This window comes from Aquabacterium sp., from assembly GCF_050725395.1.
Classification (GTDB): Bacteria; Pseudomonadota; Gammaproteobacteria; order Burkholderiales; family Burkholderiaceae_C; genus Aquabacterium.
In genome coordinates this window covers 38,533-57,587 of sequence record NZ_JBOHHL010000008.1, presented here as the reverse complement: position 1 = coordinate 57,587, position 19,055 = coordinate 38,533, and the positions used below count along the sequence as shown (strand labels likewise).

General features: G+C 64.7%; 17 protein-coding genes and 1 tRNA gene. 1 reads left to right on the top strand and 17 read right to left on the bottom strand.

Annotation, left to right across the window (positions count from 1 at the left end):
• From ACREB4_RS07340 to ACREB4_RS07315, 6 genes are all read right to left on the bottom strand, one after another.
• Positions 1 to 2,133, bottom strand: a complete 2,133-nt coding sequence (locus tag ACREB4_RS07340; RefSeq protein ID WP_431587557.1) for a methyl-accepting chemotaxis protein — start codon at positions 2,131 to 2,133, stop codon at positions 1 to 3.
• Positions 2,134 to 2,417: 284 nt separating this feature from the next.
• Positions 2,418 to 3,695, bottom strand: a complete 1,278-nt coding sequence (locus tag ACREB4_RS07335) for an NYN domain-containing protein (protein ID WP_431587556.1) — start codon at positions 3,693 to 3,695, stop codon at positions 2,418 to 2,420.
• Positions 3,696 to 3,806: 111 nt separating this feature from the next.
• Positions 3,807 to 5,762 carry a 3'-5' exonuclease gene (locus tag ACREB4_RS07330; RefSeq protein ID WP_431587555.1) on the bottom strand — a complete coding sequence of 652 codons (1,956 nt, stop codon included), beginning with the start codon at positions 5,760 to 5,762 and terminating at the stop codon, positions 3,807 to 3,809.
• Positions 5,759 to 6,727: a ribosome biogenesis GTPase YlqF gene (gene ylqF / locus ACREB4_RS07325; protein ID WP_431587554.1), complete on the bottom strand. Its 969-nt coding sequence runs from the start codon at positions 6,725 to 6,727 to the stop codon at positions 5,759 to 5,761. The genes ACREB4_RS07330 and ylqF overlap by 4 nt, the downstream gene beginning before the upstream one ends.
• Positions 6,728 to 6,784: 57 nt before the next feature.
• On the bottom strand, positions 6,785 to 7,156 hold the full coding sequence (locus ACREB4_RS07320) for an Hsp20/alpha crystallin family protein (protein ID WP_431587553.1): 372 nt from the start codon (positions 7,154 to 7,156) through the stop codon (positions 6,785 to 6,787).
• Between the two features lie 20 nt (positions 7,157 to 7,176).
• Complete coding sequence (locus ACREB4_RS07315; RefSeq protein WP_431587552.1) at positions 7,177 to 7,638, bottom strand: Hsp20/alpha crystallin family protein; 462 nt, start codon at positions 7,636 to 7,638, stop codon at positions 7,177 to 7,179.
• Between the two features lie 124 nt (positions 7,639 to 7,762).
• On the opposite strand from ACREB4_RS07315, the gene ACREB4_RS07310 reads away from it, so the two are divergent.
• Entirely contained in the window at positions 7,763 to 8,266 is a 504-nt protein-coding gene (locus ACREB4_RS07310) for a DUF1993 domain-containing protein (protein ID WP_431587551.1), read from the top strand.
• A gap of 12 nt (positions 8,267 to 8,278) precedes the next feature.
• On the opposite strand, the gene ACREB4_RS07305 is transcribed toward ACREB4_RS07310, so the two are convergent.
• From ACREB4_RS07305 to ACREB4_RS07255, 11 genes are all read right to left on the bottom strand, one after another.
• Positions 8,279 to 9,925 (bottom strand): sensor domain-containing diguanylate cyclase, encoded by a 1,647-nt coding sequence (locus tag ACREB4_RS07305; RefSeq protein WP_431587550.1) that lies wholly within the window; start codon positions 9,923 to 9,925, stop codon positions 8,279 to 8,281.
• Positions 9,926 to 10,118: 193 nt separating this feature from the next.
• Positions 10,119 to 10,195: transfer RNA gene (locus tag ACREB4_RS07300), tRNA-Arg, on the bottom strand.
• A 73-nt stretch (positions 10,196 to 10,268) separates the two neighbouring features.
• Positions 10,269 to 11,522 (bottom strand): heme biosynthesis HemY N-terminal domain-containing protein, encoded by a 1,254-nt coding sequence (locus ACREB4_RS07295; protein WP_431587549.1) that lies wholly within the window; start codon positions 11,520 to 11,522, stop codon positions 10,269 to 10,271.
• 6 nt (positions 11,523 to 11,528) lie between these two features.
• Positions 11,529 to 12,659 carry a uroporphyrinogen-III C-methyltransferase gene (locus ACREB4_RS07290; RefSeq protein ID WP_431587548.1) on the bottom strand — a complete coding sequence of 377 codons (1,131 nt, stop codon included), beginning with the start codon at positions 12,657 to 12,659 and terminating at the stop codon, positions 11,529 to 11,531.
• Entirely contained in the window at positions 12,656 to 13,474 is an 819-nt protein-coding gene (locus ACREB4_RS07285) for a uroporphyrinogen-III synthase (protein WP_431587547.1), read from the bottom strand. Before ACREB4_RS07285 ends, ACREB4_RS07290 begins: the two co-directional genes overlap by 4 nt.
• Before the next feature lie 7 nt (positions 13,475 to 13,481).
• Entirely contained in the window at positions 13,482 to 14,447 is a 966-nt protein-coding gene (gene hemC, locus ACREB4_RS07280; protein ID WP_431587546.1) for a hydroxymethylbilane synthase, read from the bottom strand.
• A 47-nt stretch (positions 14,448 to 14,494) separates the two neighbouring features.
• On the bottom strand, positions 14,495 to 15,208 hold the full coding sequence (locus ACREB4_RS07275) for a flagellar brake protein (RefSeq protein ID WP_431587545.1): 714 nt from the start codon (positions 15,206 to 15,208) through the stop codon (positions 14,495 to 14,497).
• 15 nt (positions 15,209 to 15,223) lie between these two features.
• Entirely contained in the window at positions 15,224 to 15,571 is a 348-nt protein-coding gene (locus ACREB4_RS07270; RefSeq protein ID WP_431587544.1) for a flagellar protein FliT, read from the bottom strand.
• A gap of 15 nt (positions 15,572 to 15,586) precedes the next feature.
• The gene (gene fliS, locus ACREB4_RS07265) at positions 15,587 to 16,039 is read right to left on the bottom strand and encodes a flagellar export chaperone FliS (RefSeq protein WP_431587543.1); all 453 of its coding nucleotides are present in this window, start codon (positions 16,037 to 16,039) and stop codon (positions 15,587 to 15,589) included.
• Positions 16,040 to 16,176: 137 nt separating this feature from the next.
• Positions 16,177 to 17,385: a flagellar filament capping protein FliD gene (gene fliD, locus ACREB4_RS07260; protein ID WP_431587542.1), complete on the bottom strand. Its 1,209-nt coding sequence runs from the start codon at positions 17,383 to 17,385 to the stop codon at positions 16,177 to 16,179.
• 157 nt (positions 17,386 to 17,542) lie between these two features.
• Positions 17,543 to 19,021 carry an RCC1 domain-containing protein gene (locus tag ACREB4_RS07255; RefSeq protein ID WP_431587541.1) on the bottom strand — a complete coding sequence of 493 codons (1,479 nt, stop codon included), beginning with the start codon at positions 19,019 to 19,021 and terminating at the stop codon, positions 17,543 to 17,545.
• Between the last annotated feature and the right edge of the window lie 34 nt (positions 19,022 to 19,055).

Genomic DNA, 19,055 nt, shown 5'->3' with positions numbered 1-19,055 from the left:
TCAGTACGGGCGGAAATTGCCGCCGCTGACGGCGCGGGGCGATGGTCCGCTCGAGCTCACGGCCCGCATGACGGGCGCACCGTTGGCCCGGCGCTTGCCGTTGTCGGCTTCGGGTTTGGCTTTCCTGACCGGGGCGGCGGTCTCATCGCCGAGGTGGAAGAAGGCCACCGATTGCTGCAGCTGCTCGGCTTGGCCGGACAACTCTTCGGACGTGGCGGCCAGCTCTTCCGAGGCCGAGGCGTTCTGCTGTGTGGCCTTGCTCAGCTGCGACATGGCACCGCTGATCTGCGAGACCGATTGGCTTTGTTCGGACGAGGCCGCGGCGATCTCTTGCACCAGGCCGCTGGTCTTCTGGATGGAGGGCACGATCTCGCCCAGCAGCTTGCCCGCACGCTCGGCGGTCGACACGCTGTTGGTGGCCAGGTCGCCGATCTCCTTGGCGGCTTCCTGGCTGCGTTCGGCCAGCTTGCGCACTTCGGCGGCCACCACGGCGAAGCCCTTGCCATGCTCACCGGCACGTGCCGCTTCGATGGCGGCGTTCAGGGCCAGCAGGTTGGTCTGGTAGGCGATGTCGTCCACGATGCTGATCTTCTGCGCGATCTGCTTCATGGCCTGCACGGTCTGCGTCACGGCCTCGCCGCCTTCGCCGGCTTCGGTGCTGGCCTTGGTGGCCATGCCATCGGTGACGTTGGCGTTGTCGCTGTTCTGCGAGATGGACATCGACATCATGTCGATCGAGGCCGTGGTCTCTTCGACCGAGGCGGCCTGTTCGCTGGCCGCTTGCGACAGCGATTGCGCGGTGGCGCTCACCTGGGTGGCGGCACCCGACAGGGCATCGGCCGCGCCGCGCACTTCGTCGATGATGCCGGCCAATTTTTCGCACGTGGCATTGGCGTCGTTCTTGACCTGGTCGAAGGTGCCTTCGGCGTCGCGCGTGATGCGCTGGGCCAGGTCACCGGCGGCCATGGCGCCGAACACGCGGCCCACGTCTTCGATGATGTTGGCCAGCTTTTCGCTGGTGGCATTGGCGTCGTCCTTGACCTGGCCGAAGAGACCGGAGTAGTCGCGTTCGATGCGCTGGGTCAGGTCACCGGCCGACAAGGCGCCCAGCACGCGGCCCACGTCGTCGAAGATGACGCGGGTAGTCTCCAGCAACGCATTGACGCCGCTGCACAGCACCTCGATCTGGCCGGTCTTGCCTTCCAGGGGGATGCGTTGGCCGAGGTCGCCACGCTGGGCGGCTGTGGTGACGCTTTGCGCCTGCTCGACGGCCTGCGACAGCATGCGTGCCGCGTGGACCTGCGCCGTGATGTCGGTGGCGTACTTCACGACCTTGAAGGGCTTGCCGTTCATGTCCATGATGGGGTTGTAGGAGGCCTGGATCCAGATTTCCTTGCCGCCCTTGCCGATGCGCTTGTACTGGCCGGCGTCGAACTCGCCACGGCCCAGTTTTTCCCAGAACAGGCGGTACTCGATGCTGGCCCGGTGATCGGGGTCCACGAACATGCCGTGGTGCTGCCCTTTGATCTCTGGCAGGCTGTAGCCGACGGCGCCAAGGAAGTTGTCGTTGGCGCAGACGACGGTGCCATCCAGTGCAAACTCGATGACCGCCTGGGCTTTGTTGATGGCGCTGAGCTGGCCCGAGAAATTGGCCGCCATCAGTTTGGTGGCGGTGATGTCGGTGGCGTACTTCACGACCTTGAAAGGCTTGCCGCTCACGTCCATGATGGGGTTGTAGGAGGCCTGGATCCAGACCTCTTTGCCGCCCTTGCCGATGCGGCGGTATTCGCCCGCGTCGAATTCGCCCCGGCCCAGCTTTTCCCAAAACAGGCGGTACTCGGCGCTGGCGCGGTGCTCGGCGTCCACGAACATGCCATGGTGCTGGTCCTTGACCTCGGCCAAGCTGTAGCCCAGGGTTTTCAGGAAGTTGTCATTGGCATGCAGGATCCTGCCATCCAGCGTGAACTCGATGACCGCTTGCGCTTTGTGGATCGCGTTGATCTGGCCCGTCATGTCGGCGAGCTTGGCTTCGAGATCGCGCTGGGCTTGCTCGGCCTGTGCCTGCAGTTCGCGGTACTTCGCGTTGTTGAACAGGCGGATGATCCACGACGGATGCTTTGCGGGTGCGCTCATGCTGAGTTGTCCTTCACTGATTGAGTGTGGAACGACGCCAGCAGCGCCAGTGATTCCCTTTTTTTGTCATCACGCTTCGGCTTGACAAGTCCGTCGGTTAGACGAGCTGGTGCTGGACAAGCTGGAACGGATCCCGATCGCCCGTGGCGTTTGATCGGATCTGACTTGATATCGGCCAGACAACCGAAGCATGCAGGACAACCGGTGGTCAATGCACGTGAAATGCGCCACGAAAGGGCGTTATTTGGTGATGGGCGCGGCCCCCTGGTTGGGGCTGCGCCAGTTCAAGCCTGGTCCGCGTTCTTGCGGGCCCGGGGCGCGCGCTTGGTGGCGGGCTTCGGTGCCGATTTGGCCGCAGCCTGGCGTGGCCGTCGGCTGCGGGCCGGCTTGGCCGGCGCAGCCTCCTCGGCGGCCGTTTCCGCGTCCTCGTCCTGGGGGATGAAGGCATCGGCGTGGGAGAAGGCTGGTGGCTGCATCAACTCGGGCGCCACGGGCTCGTACCAGGTCTCCACGGTCTCCACGGTCTCCGCTGGGGCGCTCACGGCGGGCGCCTCGGTCGCCACGGTGTCTGGCTTGCCAGACGACTTGCGGCCCCCTCGGCCACCACGTCGGCGGGATTCCGACTTCTCTGGCGCGTCGTCCGCGGTCCGGGGTTCTGGCGCGGGTGTGCCGGCCTGGACCGGCTGTGCCGTGTGATGGACTTCGGTCCGGCTGGGCTGGGGCGCCTGGGCGGCGCCGCCGCCATTGCCCCGGTAGACGTAGGCCCCGGATTTTTCGTCGCGGCCGAACTCCAGCAGTCCGCGCGACTGGGCTTCTTCCAGCAGGTTGCCGAAGGTGCGGAAGCCGTAGTACGACTCGCTGAAGCCGGGGTTGCGCCGCTTGATGGCCTCTTTCAGCACCGAGGCCCACATCTTGCCACTGTCGCCGCGCTCGGACACCAGGGCCTCGAAGGTTTCCACCGCCATGTCGACGCCCTTGGTGCGGCGCGCGTCCATGGTCTCGCGGCGGCGGTTCTCGTCTTCGGGGGAGCGTCGGGCGGCTTGCTGGTTGTTCTGCGGTTCACGCCGCGCGGCCTGGCGCTGGCTTTCGCGCACCAGGTCGTCGTAGAAGATGAACTCGTCGCAATTGGCGATCAGCAGGTCGGACGTGGATTGCTTGACGCCCACGCCGATCACGTATTTGGCGTTCTCGCGCAGCTTGGACACCAGGGGCGAGAAGTCCGAGTCGCCCGAAATGATGACGAAGGTGTTGACGTGCGACTTGGTGTAGCACAGGTCCAGGGCATCGACCACCATGCGGATGTCGGCCGAATTCTTGCCCGACTGGCGCACGTGGGGGATCTCGATCAACTCGAAGTTGGCCTCGTGCATGGTGGCCTTGAAGCCCTTGTAGCGCTCCCAGTCGCAGTAGGCCTTCTTGACGACGATGCTGCCTTTGAGCAGCAGTCGTTCGAGCACGCGCTTGATGTCGAACTTGTCGTATTGCGCATCGCGCACGCCGAGGGCAACGTTCTCGAAGTCGCAGAACAGCGCCATGCTGATGTGGTCTTGGGGTGAGGCCATGGTGTCTTTTCAGGTGGATCCAGTCCGACATCATCACACGGGTGTGCGAAATGCACGCCATTGCCACTGTCACCTTCGTGCCTTGGGGAATGCCCTTTCCAAGCCGGTGAGCTAGATCAGCCCGGCGTCGATGAGGTATTTGCTGGGGCGGGCGCCGTCGTACAGGATGGTCAGCCGGTTCTTGGCGCGGGTCATGCCCACGTACAGCAGGTTGCGGTTGTCGGTGGTGTTGCCGCCGACGGCGAATTCGCCCTTGTTCAGGCCGGGCATGATGACGTGCTCGAACTCCAGGCCCTTGGCGGCTTCGATGCTCGACAACAGCACGCAATGCTTGCTGCGCATGGATTTCTGGCGCACTTCACGCGCATTCATCGCCCGGAAGAAAGACTCGACGTTGTCGAAGGTGGCGGCCGACTGGATCAGGCCGCGGACGTTGGCGCTGACCTGTTCGATGTCGTCGGCACGCACCATGACCCGGGCGGCCAGGCGCTGCGGCGCCAGCGCTTCGGTGAAGCGCGCCAGCAGCAGGTCGGTGGCGTTGGCGCGGATCACGTCCAGCGCGTCGTAGATGAGGCCGCGGATGTGGGGTGGCGCGTTGCGCAGCACCTGGTTCTGAACGAAGTGCGGTGCCAGGCCGGGCTGCTTGGCCACTTCCTTGATGGCGGCCAGTTCGTCCTTTTGCCGCTTGTCGTGGTCAGTGCTGTCGGACTCCACGAAGGAGCCGCAGAACAGCAGCAGGGCTTGGAGGATGCGCATGCGCGTGTCCACGTCCTCGATGGCGGGAAACTCTTCGCGGGCATGGGCCATCAGGCCGCGCACGAAGAGCACCTCGGGCCGCATCAGGTAGGGGTCGAAGCCGGCGGTGCGGTAGTCCAGGCCCTGGTCCAGCAGGTGGTTTTCCAGCTCGACCGACTGGTGGGGCTGGCGCAGCAGGATGGCGGTTTCTGACAGCGGTGAATCGGCGCCCAGACCCTCGCGGTGGCGGATGGCCTGGGCGATGTGCCAGTGCACTTCCTTGGCCTGCTCACAGCGCACCACGTTCACGGTGGTGCCGCGCGCGCTTTGCGACAAATAGGTTTTGACCGACAGGCGGCCCACGTGATGCGCCAAGGCCGGGCCAAAGCGGTAAGAGCTGTTCAAAGGCAGGCGCTGGGCGGTGCCGATTTCGCGGTCGAAGGCCTCGCCCATGAAGCGCGCATCGGCGCCGGCGGTGGCGTGGATCACCTGGTCGCGGTCGCCAAAGCCGATGAAGGCGGCAGGATTCTCGCGCAGCACCTGTTGCAGCACCGTGAACATGGCGCGGTTGGTGTCGTGCATCTCGTCCAGCAGGATGAGGTGCAGGCCCAGGGCCACGGGGTGCTCGCCTTCCAGCAGGGCATCTTCGCTCAGCAGCAGCTTGGCCAGGTCGTGGGTGGCGTCGTCGGGCGCGCGGAAGGCGTGGCGGTCGGGGTGGCCGCCGCGGCGAATGTGTTCGTAGGCCCAGAACACGCGCAGGGTCAGGTAGTCGTGGCCCAGTTCGCTGGCCAGGGCCGGTGTCAAGGGTTGGTCGGGGGCTTCCAGGGTCAACTGCAGCGTGCCCTTCAGGCGCGCGAAGGAGGCCAGCAGGCCTTCCACGCTGCCTTCGCCCGAGCCTTCGATGGTGAACTCGTCGCGGTGGCGTTCGTCCTGGTTGGACAGCACGCGGTCAATGGCCTGCAGCACGTGGGGCTTGAGCTGCTCGGGCGCGGTGTAGCGGGTCACACCGGGGCCTTCGATGCTGGCCAGGCGGTCGGCGCAGAACTGGTCGAAGGTCTGGATGCGCAGCTTGTTGCGCACGGCGGCGGCGATGCCGATGCGGTCGAGTGCCAGGCGCAGGGACGTGACGGCCGCTTCGGTGTAGGTCAACACCTGGATGTGGTCGAGGCTGGCACCGCGCGCCAAAGCCTGGGCCAGGCGCAGGGCCAGCGTGGTGGTCTTGGCCGCGCCGGCATTGGCCTCGACGACCACATGACGATGGCGTTCAAGCTGGATGGCCAGTTGCTCGGCCGTGGGCGTGAGGCCCTTGGGTTTGAACACCGCGTCCGTCATTCACCGTCCGGCTCGGCGTCGGTCTCGTCAGCGTCGATCTCGGCTTGCGCTTCGCGGGTGCCCTTCTTGCGCTTGTTCTTCTTCGCGGCCTTTTCGGCCTCGATGGCCATGCCGGCTGCCCACCAGGCCTGGAATTCATCGACCGTTTCCAGCGTGATGCGGCCCATGATCGACGAGCGGAAATCCGTCAGCACCAGCTCGCCGGCCTTTTGCAGGTTGATGCGGCCGCCGCCCAGCACCGCGCCGCGCTTGCGGCCGATCTCGGTCAGCAGTTCTTCGTCGTGCAGGGCGCTGGTGTCGCTGAGCTTGAAGCGCGCTTCCAGCAAGGGCGCGTAGTGTTGGCGCAGGTAGTTGATCAGCTCCAGCGCCACTTCTTCTTCATCGTAGGCATTGCGGCCCACGGCGCCGCTGGCGGCCAGGTTGTAGCCGCTCTTCTCGACGATGATCTTGGGCCAGAGCATGCCCGGCGTGTCGAAGAGGTAGAAGTCTTGCGCCAGCGCGATGCGCTGTTCCATCTTCGTGATGCCGGCCTCGTCGCCCGTCTTGGTGGCCTTCTTGCCCGTCAGCGTGTTGATCAGGGTGGACTTGCCCACGTTGGGGATGCCGCAGATCATCACGCGCAAAGGCTTGGCCATGCCGCCGCGCGAAGGCGCCAGGGCTCGGCAGGCCTGAATCAGGCGCTGGGCCGGCGCAGTCTCTGACGCATCCAAGGGAATGGCGCGGGTGTCGGGCTGGGCGTTGTAGTGGTCCAGCCATGCTTCAGTGCGCGCCGGGTCGGCCAGGTCCTGCTTGTTGAGGATCTTCAGCTTGGGTTTGTGGCCCGTCAGCTGGTGCAAGAGGGGGTTGGCGCTGGAGCCCGGCAGGCGGGCGTCCAGCAGCTCGATCACGACGTCAGTTTCCTTGATGCGTTCGCTGATGGCTTTTTTGGTCAGGTTCATGTGACCGGGAAACCACTGGATGGGCATCGTGCTGACTTTCTGGCGAGGTTGGAGGAAACCCCGCCATTGTCCCACTCCCGGCGATCAGTTGACCTGGACCGGGATGCGCCGTGGTTGCGCGTGCGCCTGCTTGGGAATGCGCAGGTTCAGCACGCCGTGCTTCAGGTTGGCCTCGATGCGCGTCGAATCCAGCTCGCGGCTGAGGGTGAAGGAGCGGCGGTACAGCGGCAGCCGGACTTCGGCATAGGTGGGCTCCAGCCCTTCGGTTGCCAGGCCGCCCACCCTGCCTTCGATCAGCAGGGTGTCGCCGTCCACCTTCAACTCGAGCTGATCCTTGGCCACGCCCGGCAAGTCGGCCAGGAGCGTGATGCCGGTCTGGTCTTCCAGCACGTCCACGCGGGGCACCATGGCGCGGGTGGCTTGATCGGAGGATGGTTTGGTGACTTCGGTGCTCATGGTGGGGTCTCCTGTGGTTTTCACTGGATGGTGATGCGCTTGGGTTGGGCGGCTTCGCGTCGGCCGACGCTGATGTGCAGCACGCCGTCACGGTAGGTGGCCGTGACCCGCTCGGGGTCGACGTCGTCCGGCAGACTGATGGCGCGCTTGAAGCGGCCGCTCAGGCGCTCGCGGCTGTAGACGCTGACGACGGGTTGCTGGTCGCTGCCCTCGGGCAAGGAGGACGGGCGTTCGCCCGACAGGATCAGCACGCCGCGGTCCAGCGTCACTTCCACCTTGTCGGGGTCGATGCCAGGTGCAAATGCATAGACCTCGACGCTGGCGGGGGTGTGGCCCACGTTGATGGCGGGAAACGCGCCCGGGCCGGCTGACCGTATGCTGGTCGGCGCGGTGCCCAGGCCGAAGACATCGTCCAGTTCACGGCGCAGGCGCTCGAAGTCGCCGAAGACGCCGCTCGGGAAGCTTTGCAGTGATGGGTACATGGCTATCTCCTGTTGGCAAATGAGGTGACGCGGTGCGCGTCCGTTGCAGGAGATAGAGGCCGCCTGCAGGATTTCAAGAGCTGAGGTGTAATGCGCTTCTTCCCCACCCCCTTGAAAGCACAACATGTCCATCTCCATGTACTCGGCCAGCGTGCCCGTGGCCATCCGCCTCCTGAACAACCTGTCGGCCATCCTGGGCAAGGCCGCCGCGCATTGCGAAGCCCGCAAGATCGACGAAACCGCGCTGCTGAATTCGCGCATCTTCCCGGACATGTTTCCCCTGAGCCGCCAGGTACAGATCGCCGGCGACATGATCAAGGGTGGCGTTTCGCGCCTGGCTGGTGCCGAGATCCCGCGCTTCGAAGACAACGAAGCCAGCTTCGCCGAACTGCAGGCGCGCATCGCCAAGACGGTGGACTACCTGTCGACCTTCAAGCCCGAGCAGGTGGATGGCAGCGAAGACAAGGACATCGAGATCACGCGCAGCAGCGGCACCGTCAAGTACAAAGGCCAGGCCTACCTGACCGAGCAGGTGCTGCCCAACTTCTTCTTCCACGTGACGACCGCCTACAACCTCCTGCGCCATGGCGGCGTGGAGATCGGCAAGCGCGACTACCTCGGCAATTGATGGCCCAGCAGGTCAGGCCATGGATGCCAGCGCATTGGCGTCGTGCAGCACGGCCTGGTTGCGGCCCGAACGCTTGGCCACGTAGAGGGCCTCGTCGGCGCCTTTGAGCATCTCGGCCAGGTCTTCCTGCTTGATGTCCAGTTGCGAGACGCCCGCGCTGATGGTCACCTGGCCGGCGATGGGCGTGTGCCGCGAGGCCACGACCTTGACCAGTTCCTCGGCCAGGATCTGAGCGCCCTTGGCATCGGTGTCGGGCAACATCACGATGAACTCCTCGCCACCCAGGCGGGCCACGATGTCGGAGTCCCGCACGCGCTGGCGCATGGTGTCCGACAAGTGGCGGATGACCTGGTCGCCCACGTCGTGTCCGTGCGTGTCGTTGACCTGCTTGAAGTGGTCCAGGTCCACCATGACGACGCTCAATGGGCTGTTGCGGCGCCGGGCCGAAGACAAGGCGATCTTGAGCTGGGCTTCGAAACCCCGGCGGTTCAGCACGCCAGTCAGGTGGTCGCTGCGGGATTGGCGGTCGAGTTCGCGGTTGGCCGCTTCCAGTTCCTGCGTTCGCAGCTTGACCTTGTCTTCCATCTGCTCGTTCAGCGTGATCAGCCGGCGCGTCATGCTGTTGAGCGCGGTCGACAGCGCGTGCACTTCGGCGCTGCTGTCCAGCAAGGCGATGGAGGCGCCGGGCAGGCCCATCTCCACGTCGCGGGCCGACTTGGCCATGGTGGTCAGGTGGTCACTGAGGCGGCCAGCGGCCATCCAGGCCATCACGCCGGCCACGAAGGCGATCGCGAGTCCGACGATGAGGCTGCGCAGCATGGCGTCGTGGCTGTCGGCGAAGGCGATCTCGACGGGCTCGCGCACCACCACGTACCAGCCCATGTCGCTGGCCACGCTGCGCGCCTTCACGCGGACGATGGCGGTCAGGTATTCCTTGCCGTCCTGCCACTTGATCACCGAGGCCGGGTGCTCCCCGCCATCTTGGCTGGGCGCGATGGGCAGGCTCACGGGCAGGCGCATGCCAGCCTCCGCGTAGTCGGCGGTTTTGCCTTGTGGTGCATAGATGACGGCGCCAGAACGGTCGAAGATGAAGGCCGACAGTTCGCGGGCCTTGGCGTTGGCGGGGTAGAGCGACTCCACCACGTCACGTGCCCAATCCCAGCTGCCGTGGACGCCCAGCACGCCCACCACCTTGCCGCCGACCTTGATCGGGGCAGCGAAGTCCACGAAGCGCAAGGGCTCGCCGGTGGCAGAGCGCGGTAGCAGAGACGCCAGCAGTTTGGCGGCGTGGACATCGCCCACGAAATTGCGTTGGATGCCCGCGGCGAACCAGGGCCGTTCCTTGACGTTCTTGCCCAGCAGCAGCCCGCCGGTGGCCGACTTGACCACCCCTTCGGTGTCGGCCACGCCGATCCAGAGGCTGTTGGGCCGCATCGCCTGGCTGCGCGCCAGGGTCTGCGCCACTTCGGGGCCGTCCAGGCCTTCGCTCCAGATGGCGGCGGATTCGGTCAGGACCTGAACCTCGCGGCTGCGGTCAAAAAGGCCGTCCGCCAACATCTGGGAGGCATTCTTGGCGATCACGCTCAGGGCGCCCCCGGTGTCGCGCTGGATCTGGGTCGTCAGCATCTGGCCCAGGGCGAAGGTGAGGGCAGCGGCCACGACGATGACCAGCGCACCGAAAACAATCGCGATGTGCGTTCTGAAACTCAGAAGCGGAAATGGTTTTGACCTCATGGGCGCCGTGTGCAATGACTCGATGCGTCGTTATCGGCAGAGCGGTGCGCCACTTGAATTCGAGGCCCAGAAAGACTAAAGGGTCAGCAAGTTTTCACTTGCTGACCCTCGTCATTTCTGGTGCGGCTGGCAGGATTCGAACCCACGACCCCTTGGTTCGTAGCCAAGTACTCTATCCAACTGAGCTACAGCCGCCAAGACCATTAATGTAGCATCAATTTGGATGAGCTGTCAAGAAAGGCCAAAATATTTGCCATGAATTTCTCGTTCATGAGGCGTCGGCCAGGGCGGCCAACCGGTAGAAGCGCGCGGCCTCGTCGGCACGGTGCTCCTGCTCGGCCAACTGGGCCAGTCGGGTCCAGGCCAGGCGGCGGCGGTGACTGTCGAGCTGCAGGTCGTTGGCCGCCGACAGCAGCAGGCTGCGGGCCTTGCCCCAGAGTTGTCGTTCGGCCAAGGCCAGGCCCACGGCCAGCGCCAGGCCCGCGCTGCGCAGGGCGGTGGGCGTGGCGGCATCGAGGCGAGGCAGCCATTCGGCTTCCAGGCCCAACAGGCTGTTCGACAGGGCCCGGGCCAGGGCATCGGTGGCTTCCGGTGTCTGCCGGCTGATCTGGTCCCACAGAGGGGCCAGCCATTGGCGAGCTTCGGTCGGGGCGCCCAGTTCGGCCATGCGGGTGGCGCCACGTGCCACCACGATGGGATCGCGGCGGTCGACCGGGTCCAGTTGCTGCCAGATCTTGCGCAGTTGCTCGGCATCGCGGGCGGTTTCGAGCGTTTCGGTGGCCAGGATGCGCAGCAGGCCTTCGGCTGCGCCTTCGGTGAAGCCCTGGTGCTTCGCCAGGAGCCGTGCGGTCTTGAGGGCTTCCAGGGGCTGGCGCGCCAATCGGGCGGCCTGCAGTTTCAAGCGCAGAGCCTGGGTGCGGCGGGCCACGCCGGGCGGCATGTCGGCCAGGTCGCGCAGGGCGCGCGAGGCATCGCGGTCGTCGATGGCGCACTCGGCGGCCAGCAGGCGGGCGCCCTCTTCGGTGGCGCGCGGGCGGCGCGTCAACAGGGACAGGTCAAGGGCGCGCTGAAGGTGTTCGTCACGGTGTTTTCGATCCTGCAGGCGGTGCAGGCTGCCCGCGGACAGCAGGTGGGCCAGGGCGGTGAACTCGGCGTCCAAGGCCAGGTCTGGGGTGTCGGCCTGAATGGCGATGGCGCGCTGGGCTTCCCGGTGGGCGCGCGTGTAACGGGCCGCGAGGTACAGGGCCAAGGCTTCGCGCAGGGCGGTTTGGGCGGCGCGGTCGCGTTGCATCAGGCGCCAGCGCTTGGCGCGCTCGGGCAGTCCGATCAAGGAGTCCAGGCCGCGGATCGTGGAATAGATGGCCAGGAACAGCAACACCATGCCGATCACGAAGAGGTTGAACGACAGGTCGGTGCGCCAGCCCAGCCAGTAGATGCTGACCAGGCCATCGTTGCCACCCAGGCCGGAAGCGGCCACGACGGCCACGACCGCCAGCAACAGGAGCCAGACGATGGTGCGCATGCCTGCTCAGCGCCCGCCAGCGATGGCCGCCAGGGTGGCCAGCGTGTCGTCCGGACGCGGCACCAGGGATTGGGGGCTCTGCGTGGCCACGTCGGCCAGCAGGCTTTGCAGCAGTTGGGTTTTGCGCGATTGGGTGTCGAAGTACTTGCCCAGGGCGGCCTGGGCCACGTTCACATCGGCCACGGCCGAGGCCGATTGCCGGCTGAGCAGCGCCAGCCGGGCGTTCAGCAAGCGCAGTTTGAGGTTCTCGCGCAGGAAGAAAGACTGCTCGGGCGTGATCAGGATGGCTTCGGGCTGGCGGATCCGGGTGATGCGGACCAGGGCCTGCGCTTCCTGCCAGGCGTTGCGGGCGGTGAGCTGCCCCCATTGGATCAACTGGTCGCCCAGGGGCGTTTCGGGTGATGCCGGGGCTTCTGCGCTGGACGGGGCGCTGGCGGCCTGCCTGGCGCGTTGTGCGGCCTTGCCTTTGGGGGCGGGCGGCGCTGGGCGCGCCAGTGCGCGGCCCGCCTCGTCCACGGGCTGGCTGATCAGCGGCAGCTCATCGACCAGGCGGATGGCCTCGTCGAGGCGGATGGTGAGCGATGCCAGGTCGGCGACCCGCGTCGACCGGATCCGGTCGAGGTCCTTGGCGAGGGCGCGGCGCACGCCGTCCAGGCGCGGCTGGCGTGCGCGGCTGATGCGGTCTTCGGCAGATTTCATGGCGGCGATGAGAGGCTCGGCGCTGCCGGTCAGGGCCGACTGCTGCACTGCCACGCGCAAGGCGGCCTCGACGTCCACCACCAGGTTTTCGTCGCGCGAAAGGGACATCGACTTGATGAGGTCTTCGACCTGACTGCGTTGCAAGGTGACTTCGGCCAGGCGGCCTTCGAGCAAGGCGGTTCGCGCGGCGGCCTCGCGAGACACATCCTGGGCCTGCTTGGCCAGCACGCGTGCTTCGGCGGATTGGACCTGGCTGTCTTGCTGGCGGCGCACCAGTTCTTGCTCCAGCGCATCGACCTTTTTCTGGGTGGTCCAGGCCAGCCAGGCGCCACCCACGCAAACGGCGCTGAGGACCAGCACGGCCCAGCGCACCCAGTCCGAGGTGGGCACGGGCTGGTAGTCGGGTTCGGGGGGGAGGACGGCGTTGGTTTCGCTCACGATGGATTCATTGTATCGACGCGGGCGGGGGCGGATTCCGCGCGTAGTGTGGCCGCCACTGCCTCGGGCGTGGGGCGCGTGTCGATGACTTGCCCAAAACCGGCCAGGCGGGCCCGCTCGGCGATGCGGGGGTGCGTGGCCAAGGCCGTGGCGGCCTGCCAGGATTGACCGGGGGCCAGGGTATCCATGAGGTGTTCGATGGCTTCGGAACTGCTGAACAGCCAGCGGTGCTGCGGCGGCTGCTGGATCGCGGCCAGGGCCAGGGCCTGTTCGCCGGGCCCCCAGGTGGCCGGGCTGCGCTGGTAGGTGAGCAAGGGCGCGACCGTGGCGCCGCGCGCGCGCAATTGCCCGCCAAGCCAGGCGCGGCCTTTGGCATCCTGGCGGTCCCCGCCGCTGATCGTCCAGACCGACTGGCCTGCCCAATCCAGTGCTTCCAACAAGGGCCACAGGGTTTCGGAGTCGAACTGGGCAGCGTCCTCGTCAGGGCAGATGACGGGGGGCAGCGTCAAGCCTGCGTCCTGGGCGGTTTTCGCCAGTGCACGGGCCGTGCCGGGGCCGGGGGCGGCGGCGAGCGTGCCTTCGGGCCACAGGGCGTCTTCGGGCCGAAGGCGGAAAAACCATTCCACGGCGCTGGGGCTCACGAACATCAGCAAGCGCGCCTGTTGCAGTTGGTGCCACAAGGCCTGCACGGGTGCCGGGTCGGCGGGGCCCCGGATGGCGATCAGCGGCAGGGCGTGGGCGTCCACACCCTGCGCGCGCAATTGACCCACCCAGGCGCTGGCCTGGGGTTCCGGACGGGTGACCAGCAGGCGCATGCGCCGCTCAGGCCACCAGCGCGGCCAGCCAATCGGGGCCGGCTTGGGCCTTGAGCTGCCTGGCCACCTCCTGGCCCAGGGCTTCGGCGTCGGCCGGCGTGGTCGGTGACCCCGACACCTGGGCCCGCACCTGGCTGTTCTGGTGGGGATGGCCCAGCAAGGCACGCAAGGCCATGGTGCCGGGGGCGGCCGCCTCCGAGGGCGTCCATTGCGCGTAGGCGGCCAAGGGCATGGAGCAACTGCCGCCCAGGGCGCGGGAAACAGCGCGTTCGGCCAGCGTGGCCAGCCAGGTGGGCGTGTGGGCCAGGGTGGCCAGCGGGGAGAGCAGGTCCGGGTGGTCCAGCCGCACTTCGATGCCCAGCGCGCCCTGGCCGGCGGCGGGCAGCATCACCTCGGGCTCGATGACCTGGCGGATGCGTTTGGCCAAGCCCAGGCGCTTGAGCCCGGCGGCGGCCAGGATGATGGCGGCATAGTGGCCTTCGTCCAGCTTGCGCAGGCGGGTGTCGAGGTTGCCGCGCAGGGGTTCTATCTTCAGGTCGGGCCGCAGGGCGCGCAATTGCGTCAGGCGGCGCAGGCTGGAGGTGCCCACCACGGCGCCCTGGGGCAAGGCGTCCAGGCCGGCGAAGTCGTTGGAGACCAAGGCATCGCGCGGATCTTCGCGTTCCAGCACGCAAGCCAGCACGTAGCCCTCGGGCAGCTCCATGGGCACGTCTTTCAGGGAGTGCACGGCCAGGTCGGCACGGCCTTCTTCCAGGGCCACTTCCAGTTCCTTGACGAACAGGCCCTTGCCGCCCACCTTGGACAGGGAGCGGTCCAGGATCTGGTCACCACGGGTCGTCATGCCCAGCAGGGAAACGGTGCGTTGGAAACGGCTTTGGAGCAGGTCGCGAACGTGTTCGGCCTGCCAAAGGGCCAGGCGGCTTTCGCGGGTGGCGATCACCCAAGCCGAAGGGGAAGTGTCGGAGGCAGTCATCCGGCGATGCTATCAGCGCCGGAGCGCCGACGGCCTGCCTGGGTCGATCAGTCCTGGCTCATGGCCAGGGCCAAGCGCCTTTTCTCGGTCTGGTTGACGTACTGCTGCAGCGCGCGCTCGGTGGCGTTGTTCATGTTGATCAACTCGCAACCCAGGCGGGCGCCTTGGGATTCCGGGTTGATGACACTGACGTGGTGGATGACCAGGCCGATCTCCAGCCGGGTGTCCGAGTCCAGGTCGAGGAAGCACTGGCCGATCTTGACGCCGGGCGAGACCATGGGCACGTTGTGCGGCAAAAACAGCGCCACGCCGCCCAGGCTGATGTCGAGCACGCGCAAATCGAGTTGCATGTCGGGCAGGGCGGGGTGGCGCATGTGGGCCACCGGCGTGCTGCTGACCAGCGGCTTGACCCGGAAGCTGGAGCGCCGCTGAAAGCGGTACAGGGTGCGCGGGTACTGTGCATTGAGGGCAACCGTGCCATTGCCGTGCACCTGCACCACGCCATCCAGGTCGAACTGGAGCTTGATGCTGTCCAGGTACCCCACCGCCACCACTTCCTCGGTTTCGAGGAGGGCTTGCAGGCGGGTGTCACCGGTCTCGGCGCTGAAGCACACGATGCCGCGCGTCGAATCGACCGCCCACAGCATGGTGGTGTAGCTGGTCCCGCCGGGACCGCTCAGCGTCATCAGGGCATTGGCATTGAGCAGACGCTTGAGGTAGTCGTCGACTTCAATGGCCGAGGTGATTCGATAGTCGTCCATTGCCGCTTTGCTTGGTCAATGCATTTGTGAGGGATCCGACTTGCTGCCCATCATCTTGCTCAGGTCGTTGATCCAGGGTTCGGCCAGGTGGCGGATCTCGGCATCGTTGACCAGGATGCGCTGCATGATGCGGCTCTTGAGCGCGCGCTCGGTGGCACCCAGTGGGTACTGGTCGGCGGCGTGCTTGAGCTGGGAGATGAGCACGGCGCAGGCACCTTCAAGGCGGACCACGGTGTCCCAATCACCCGAGCGGGCGGCTTCCAGCATGTCGTGGCTGGCGGTTTCGATGGCTTCGTAGTAACTCAAAAGGCTTCCTGCTTGGATGTCTTCGTCGGTGGCGGTGATCAGTTCTGGGGCATTCATGGGCGGAACCCCTTCTCAAAGGTTGGTGGTGCGCGCTTGGTCGACGTTGCTGGAGCTGATGGAGCCCCAGGCATCGCGCAATGGGCCGAGGAGGTTCGCGCATTCCTCCAGGGTCTCGTCGTTCGAATGAAGGTTCGCGTACGTCAGGCGTTGGGTGACGTAGGCGTAAAGGTCGTTCAGGTTGGCGGCCAGTTCACCACCGGACTTCAGGTCCAGGCTGGCCTTGAGGCCTTCGTCGACGATGCTCACGGCCTTGCTGATGGCCTTGCACTTGGCTTCGACGTTCTTGGACTTGATGGCACCGCGTGCCTGGGCGATGGCTTCCAGCGCACCGTTGAGCAACATGCCGATCAATTGATGCGGCGAGGCGCCGCTCACACCGGTTTCAAGGCCGATCTGGCGGTACATGTTGCCTGAGGCGCGGGGACCAAAGACGTTGGTGGAAGAGGCTGTGAGGGTGGCGTACATCTGAAATGACTCTCGGAAGATGCTGCGATCAGCGTTGAGCTATTTATCGACACATCCCTGATCAGCTTGAACCTGAAACGCCATCCTGAATGCGCGAAATGGGGGCGTTTTGGCCGCTGTTTCCCCACGCGAAAAAATCAGTGCGCGGCCACCTCGCTGGATTCCAGCGATTTGTACTGGTCCAGCAGCTTCTGGGCATAGGAGGCCGCAGGCTGGTCCGTGCCGTGCGCGGGCGGGGTCTCCTGGGCCTTGGCGGTGGAGGCCAGGTCCCGCGCTTCAGCGAACACGTCCTTGACCTTTTCGGTCTGGTTGCGCAGCGCCTTGTCCAGCCGGGCGTCGTCGATCTGCAAGGCGCCACTGGCGTCCTGGGCGATGCCGATCTCGGCCAGGCGCTGTGTGGGTGCCAAGGGCGGCTGACCCAGGGCATTCAGTTCGTTGTAAGACTTGGTGAACTCGGTGATCGACTTTTTCAGCATGTCCTGGTCGATGCCCACCGACACCTTGACCGGCCCGTCGGTGACCTTGCCCAGTTTGAAGCTCACACCTTGCACGGCATCGGCCACGGTGTTGGTGGACGATGCCACCTCCACGCCATCGATCTTGGCCTTGGCGTCGCTCGCCGCTTGGGTTTGCTGGGTGCTTTGCTGTTGCTGGGCCATGGCGGGGTCGAAACCCAGGGCGGCCAGGTCGGGGCTGGGTGGCTTGCCACCCTCGCCGGAGGCCGACACCTTGAAGCCGTTGTCGGCGCCGGTGGAGGTCGAACGCAACACCAGCCGCGTGCCCGTGGCGTCACTGATGACGGAGGCCACGACCCCCACGCCAGCGGCGTTGATCTTGTCCCGGATCCGTTCCAGCGAATTGTCGTGCGGACCGACGCGCACGTCCGCCTTGGGCCAATTCGGGTTGGTGGAAAAAGCCGTTTGCGAGCTGTTCAAGCCGCCCAGTTCGATGTGCAGGGTCCCCAGTCCGATGACGGTGCCGAAGCCGGAAAACGAGGCTGAGGAGGTGCTTTGGGCGGAGGCCAGCGAGCTGACTTCGACGCTGTAGTCGCCGGCCACGGCGGTGCCATCGCTGGAGGCCGACACGGCCAAGGGCTGGCTGGATTGGGCCAGGACGTTGGCCCAGCTCATGTCTTCGGCCAGCTTCTGGGCCGCTCCCGCGTAACTGGACTCGGCGCCTTGCAGCTTGCCGAGGGGCGACAGGTTGGGCTGAACAGTCTCGCTTGGGGTCGCCGTTGTCGTCCGTGTTGGCTCAGCCGATGATTTTTCAACCGTCAGTTGTTGCTGTGTGACGAACAAATTGACATCAATGCCACTGCCCGTCCCCGCGATGGAGATTGAAGCCATGATATTGCCCCCGATACTGCTCAAGAATTGCACAAAAAACCCATTCAACATGGGTTTCGGCACCTACGGCGAGGTCTTTAGGGGGATAGGGAAGGATGTGTGAAATCCTGCCGGAGGCAGGGCAGGATTTGTTACTTCAGCAGGCTAAAGCCAATACTTACAGTCCGAAATTTGTGCCGCTGCTCCATGGACCGTTGCCATAGCTGTTGTAACCTTGAACGTACCAGGTGTAGACGCCTGCGGTCAGTGGCATACCCACAATCCGGCATAGACCAACTCCACCCTCGCAACCTGATTGCGCAGCGCTATAACTTGCAATGCTTCCATTGACATTGATTCGATAGTCGCTAGCGCCGGGAATTGCTTTCCAGACATAGGTTGGCGTTTGTGAAGTGATCGGGCTGATAGGTTCAGGCGTTGTCGGAGGCGCGCTTCCAAACAATCCGACAACTGCCACAGGGATCTGGATAGATGCTGTTGAGCCATTTCCTAGCTGCCCCCCATTTGCCCCCCAGCATTGAACGCCTGCTTGGACCAAAGCGCATGCACTGGCTGTTCCTATTGAAATTGAACTTACTGCGCCTGGCAAGCCCGCAACGCTAACTGGTGCGAACTTACTTGCGTTGTCGGAGGTGCCAAGTCCTAACTGCTTATTATTATTTAATCCCCAGCATTTCGCCTCACCATTGGAGAGTACGGCACAACTGCTATTGCCTATATTTGCCATAGGTGCCAATGCAACTACACCGTTTGCTAAACCAGTGACGGTGGTTGGCGAGACAACATTTCCATTCACCCCACCAACAATGCCTACTTGGCCGTTGGTATTTAATCCCCAGCATTTCACTTCGCCAACTGTCGTGAGTGCGCAAGTGTGATATTGTCCGGCTGACATGGAAACAACATTGCTCAGGTTAACCACATCGGTTTTTGTGCTTGCACTGGCAAGATCCCCTGTGCCAAGTTGGCCGTTGGCATTATAGCCCCAGCACTTGCCGGATTGTCCCGTTGTCCAAATGCAAGTGTGAGAATGCCCCGCAGTAATACCCGCCACCCCACTCAAACCGGGAACATCAACAGGGATCAGTGAGGAAATTGTGTTGCCATTTCCAAACTTGGAGTTGGCGTTATCACCCCAGCATTTGGCACTGCCAGTCGATAGCATGGCACAGGTGTGGTATGCGCCGATGGCCAAGGACACCGCCCCGGTCAAGTTACTGACTGTCACTGGCGTTGTGACGGGGTTGGCAGTATCTTTGGTCCCATTACCCAGTTGACCAAGGTGGTTGCGGCCCCAACATTTAACTGATCCATTAGACGCCAAAATGGCGCAAGCGTGATAAGCACCTGCTTTGATAAAACTAGCTCCGCTCGTGAGGCCAATCACATCGACTGGCGTGCTTGACGCTATCGTATTGCCATTTCCCAACTGGCCGTAGGTGTTAATGCCCCAGCATTTAACGCCACCCGCAGTCGTCAATGCACAATTGTAATTGTCGCCCGAAGTTATGCTGACCGGCATTGCAGCATTGACAGTCGAGGTATTTAAGATCAATGCCATTAATATTAAGCTGGAAGCCCAAAAACTCGCTCTTGATTGTCCCATGGCTTGGGAACTTTCTTTTTTTTCTGACATGCTGCAACTCCTTGATTTTAATGAGAGGAAATCT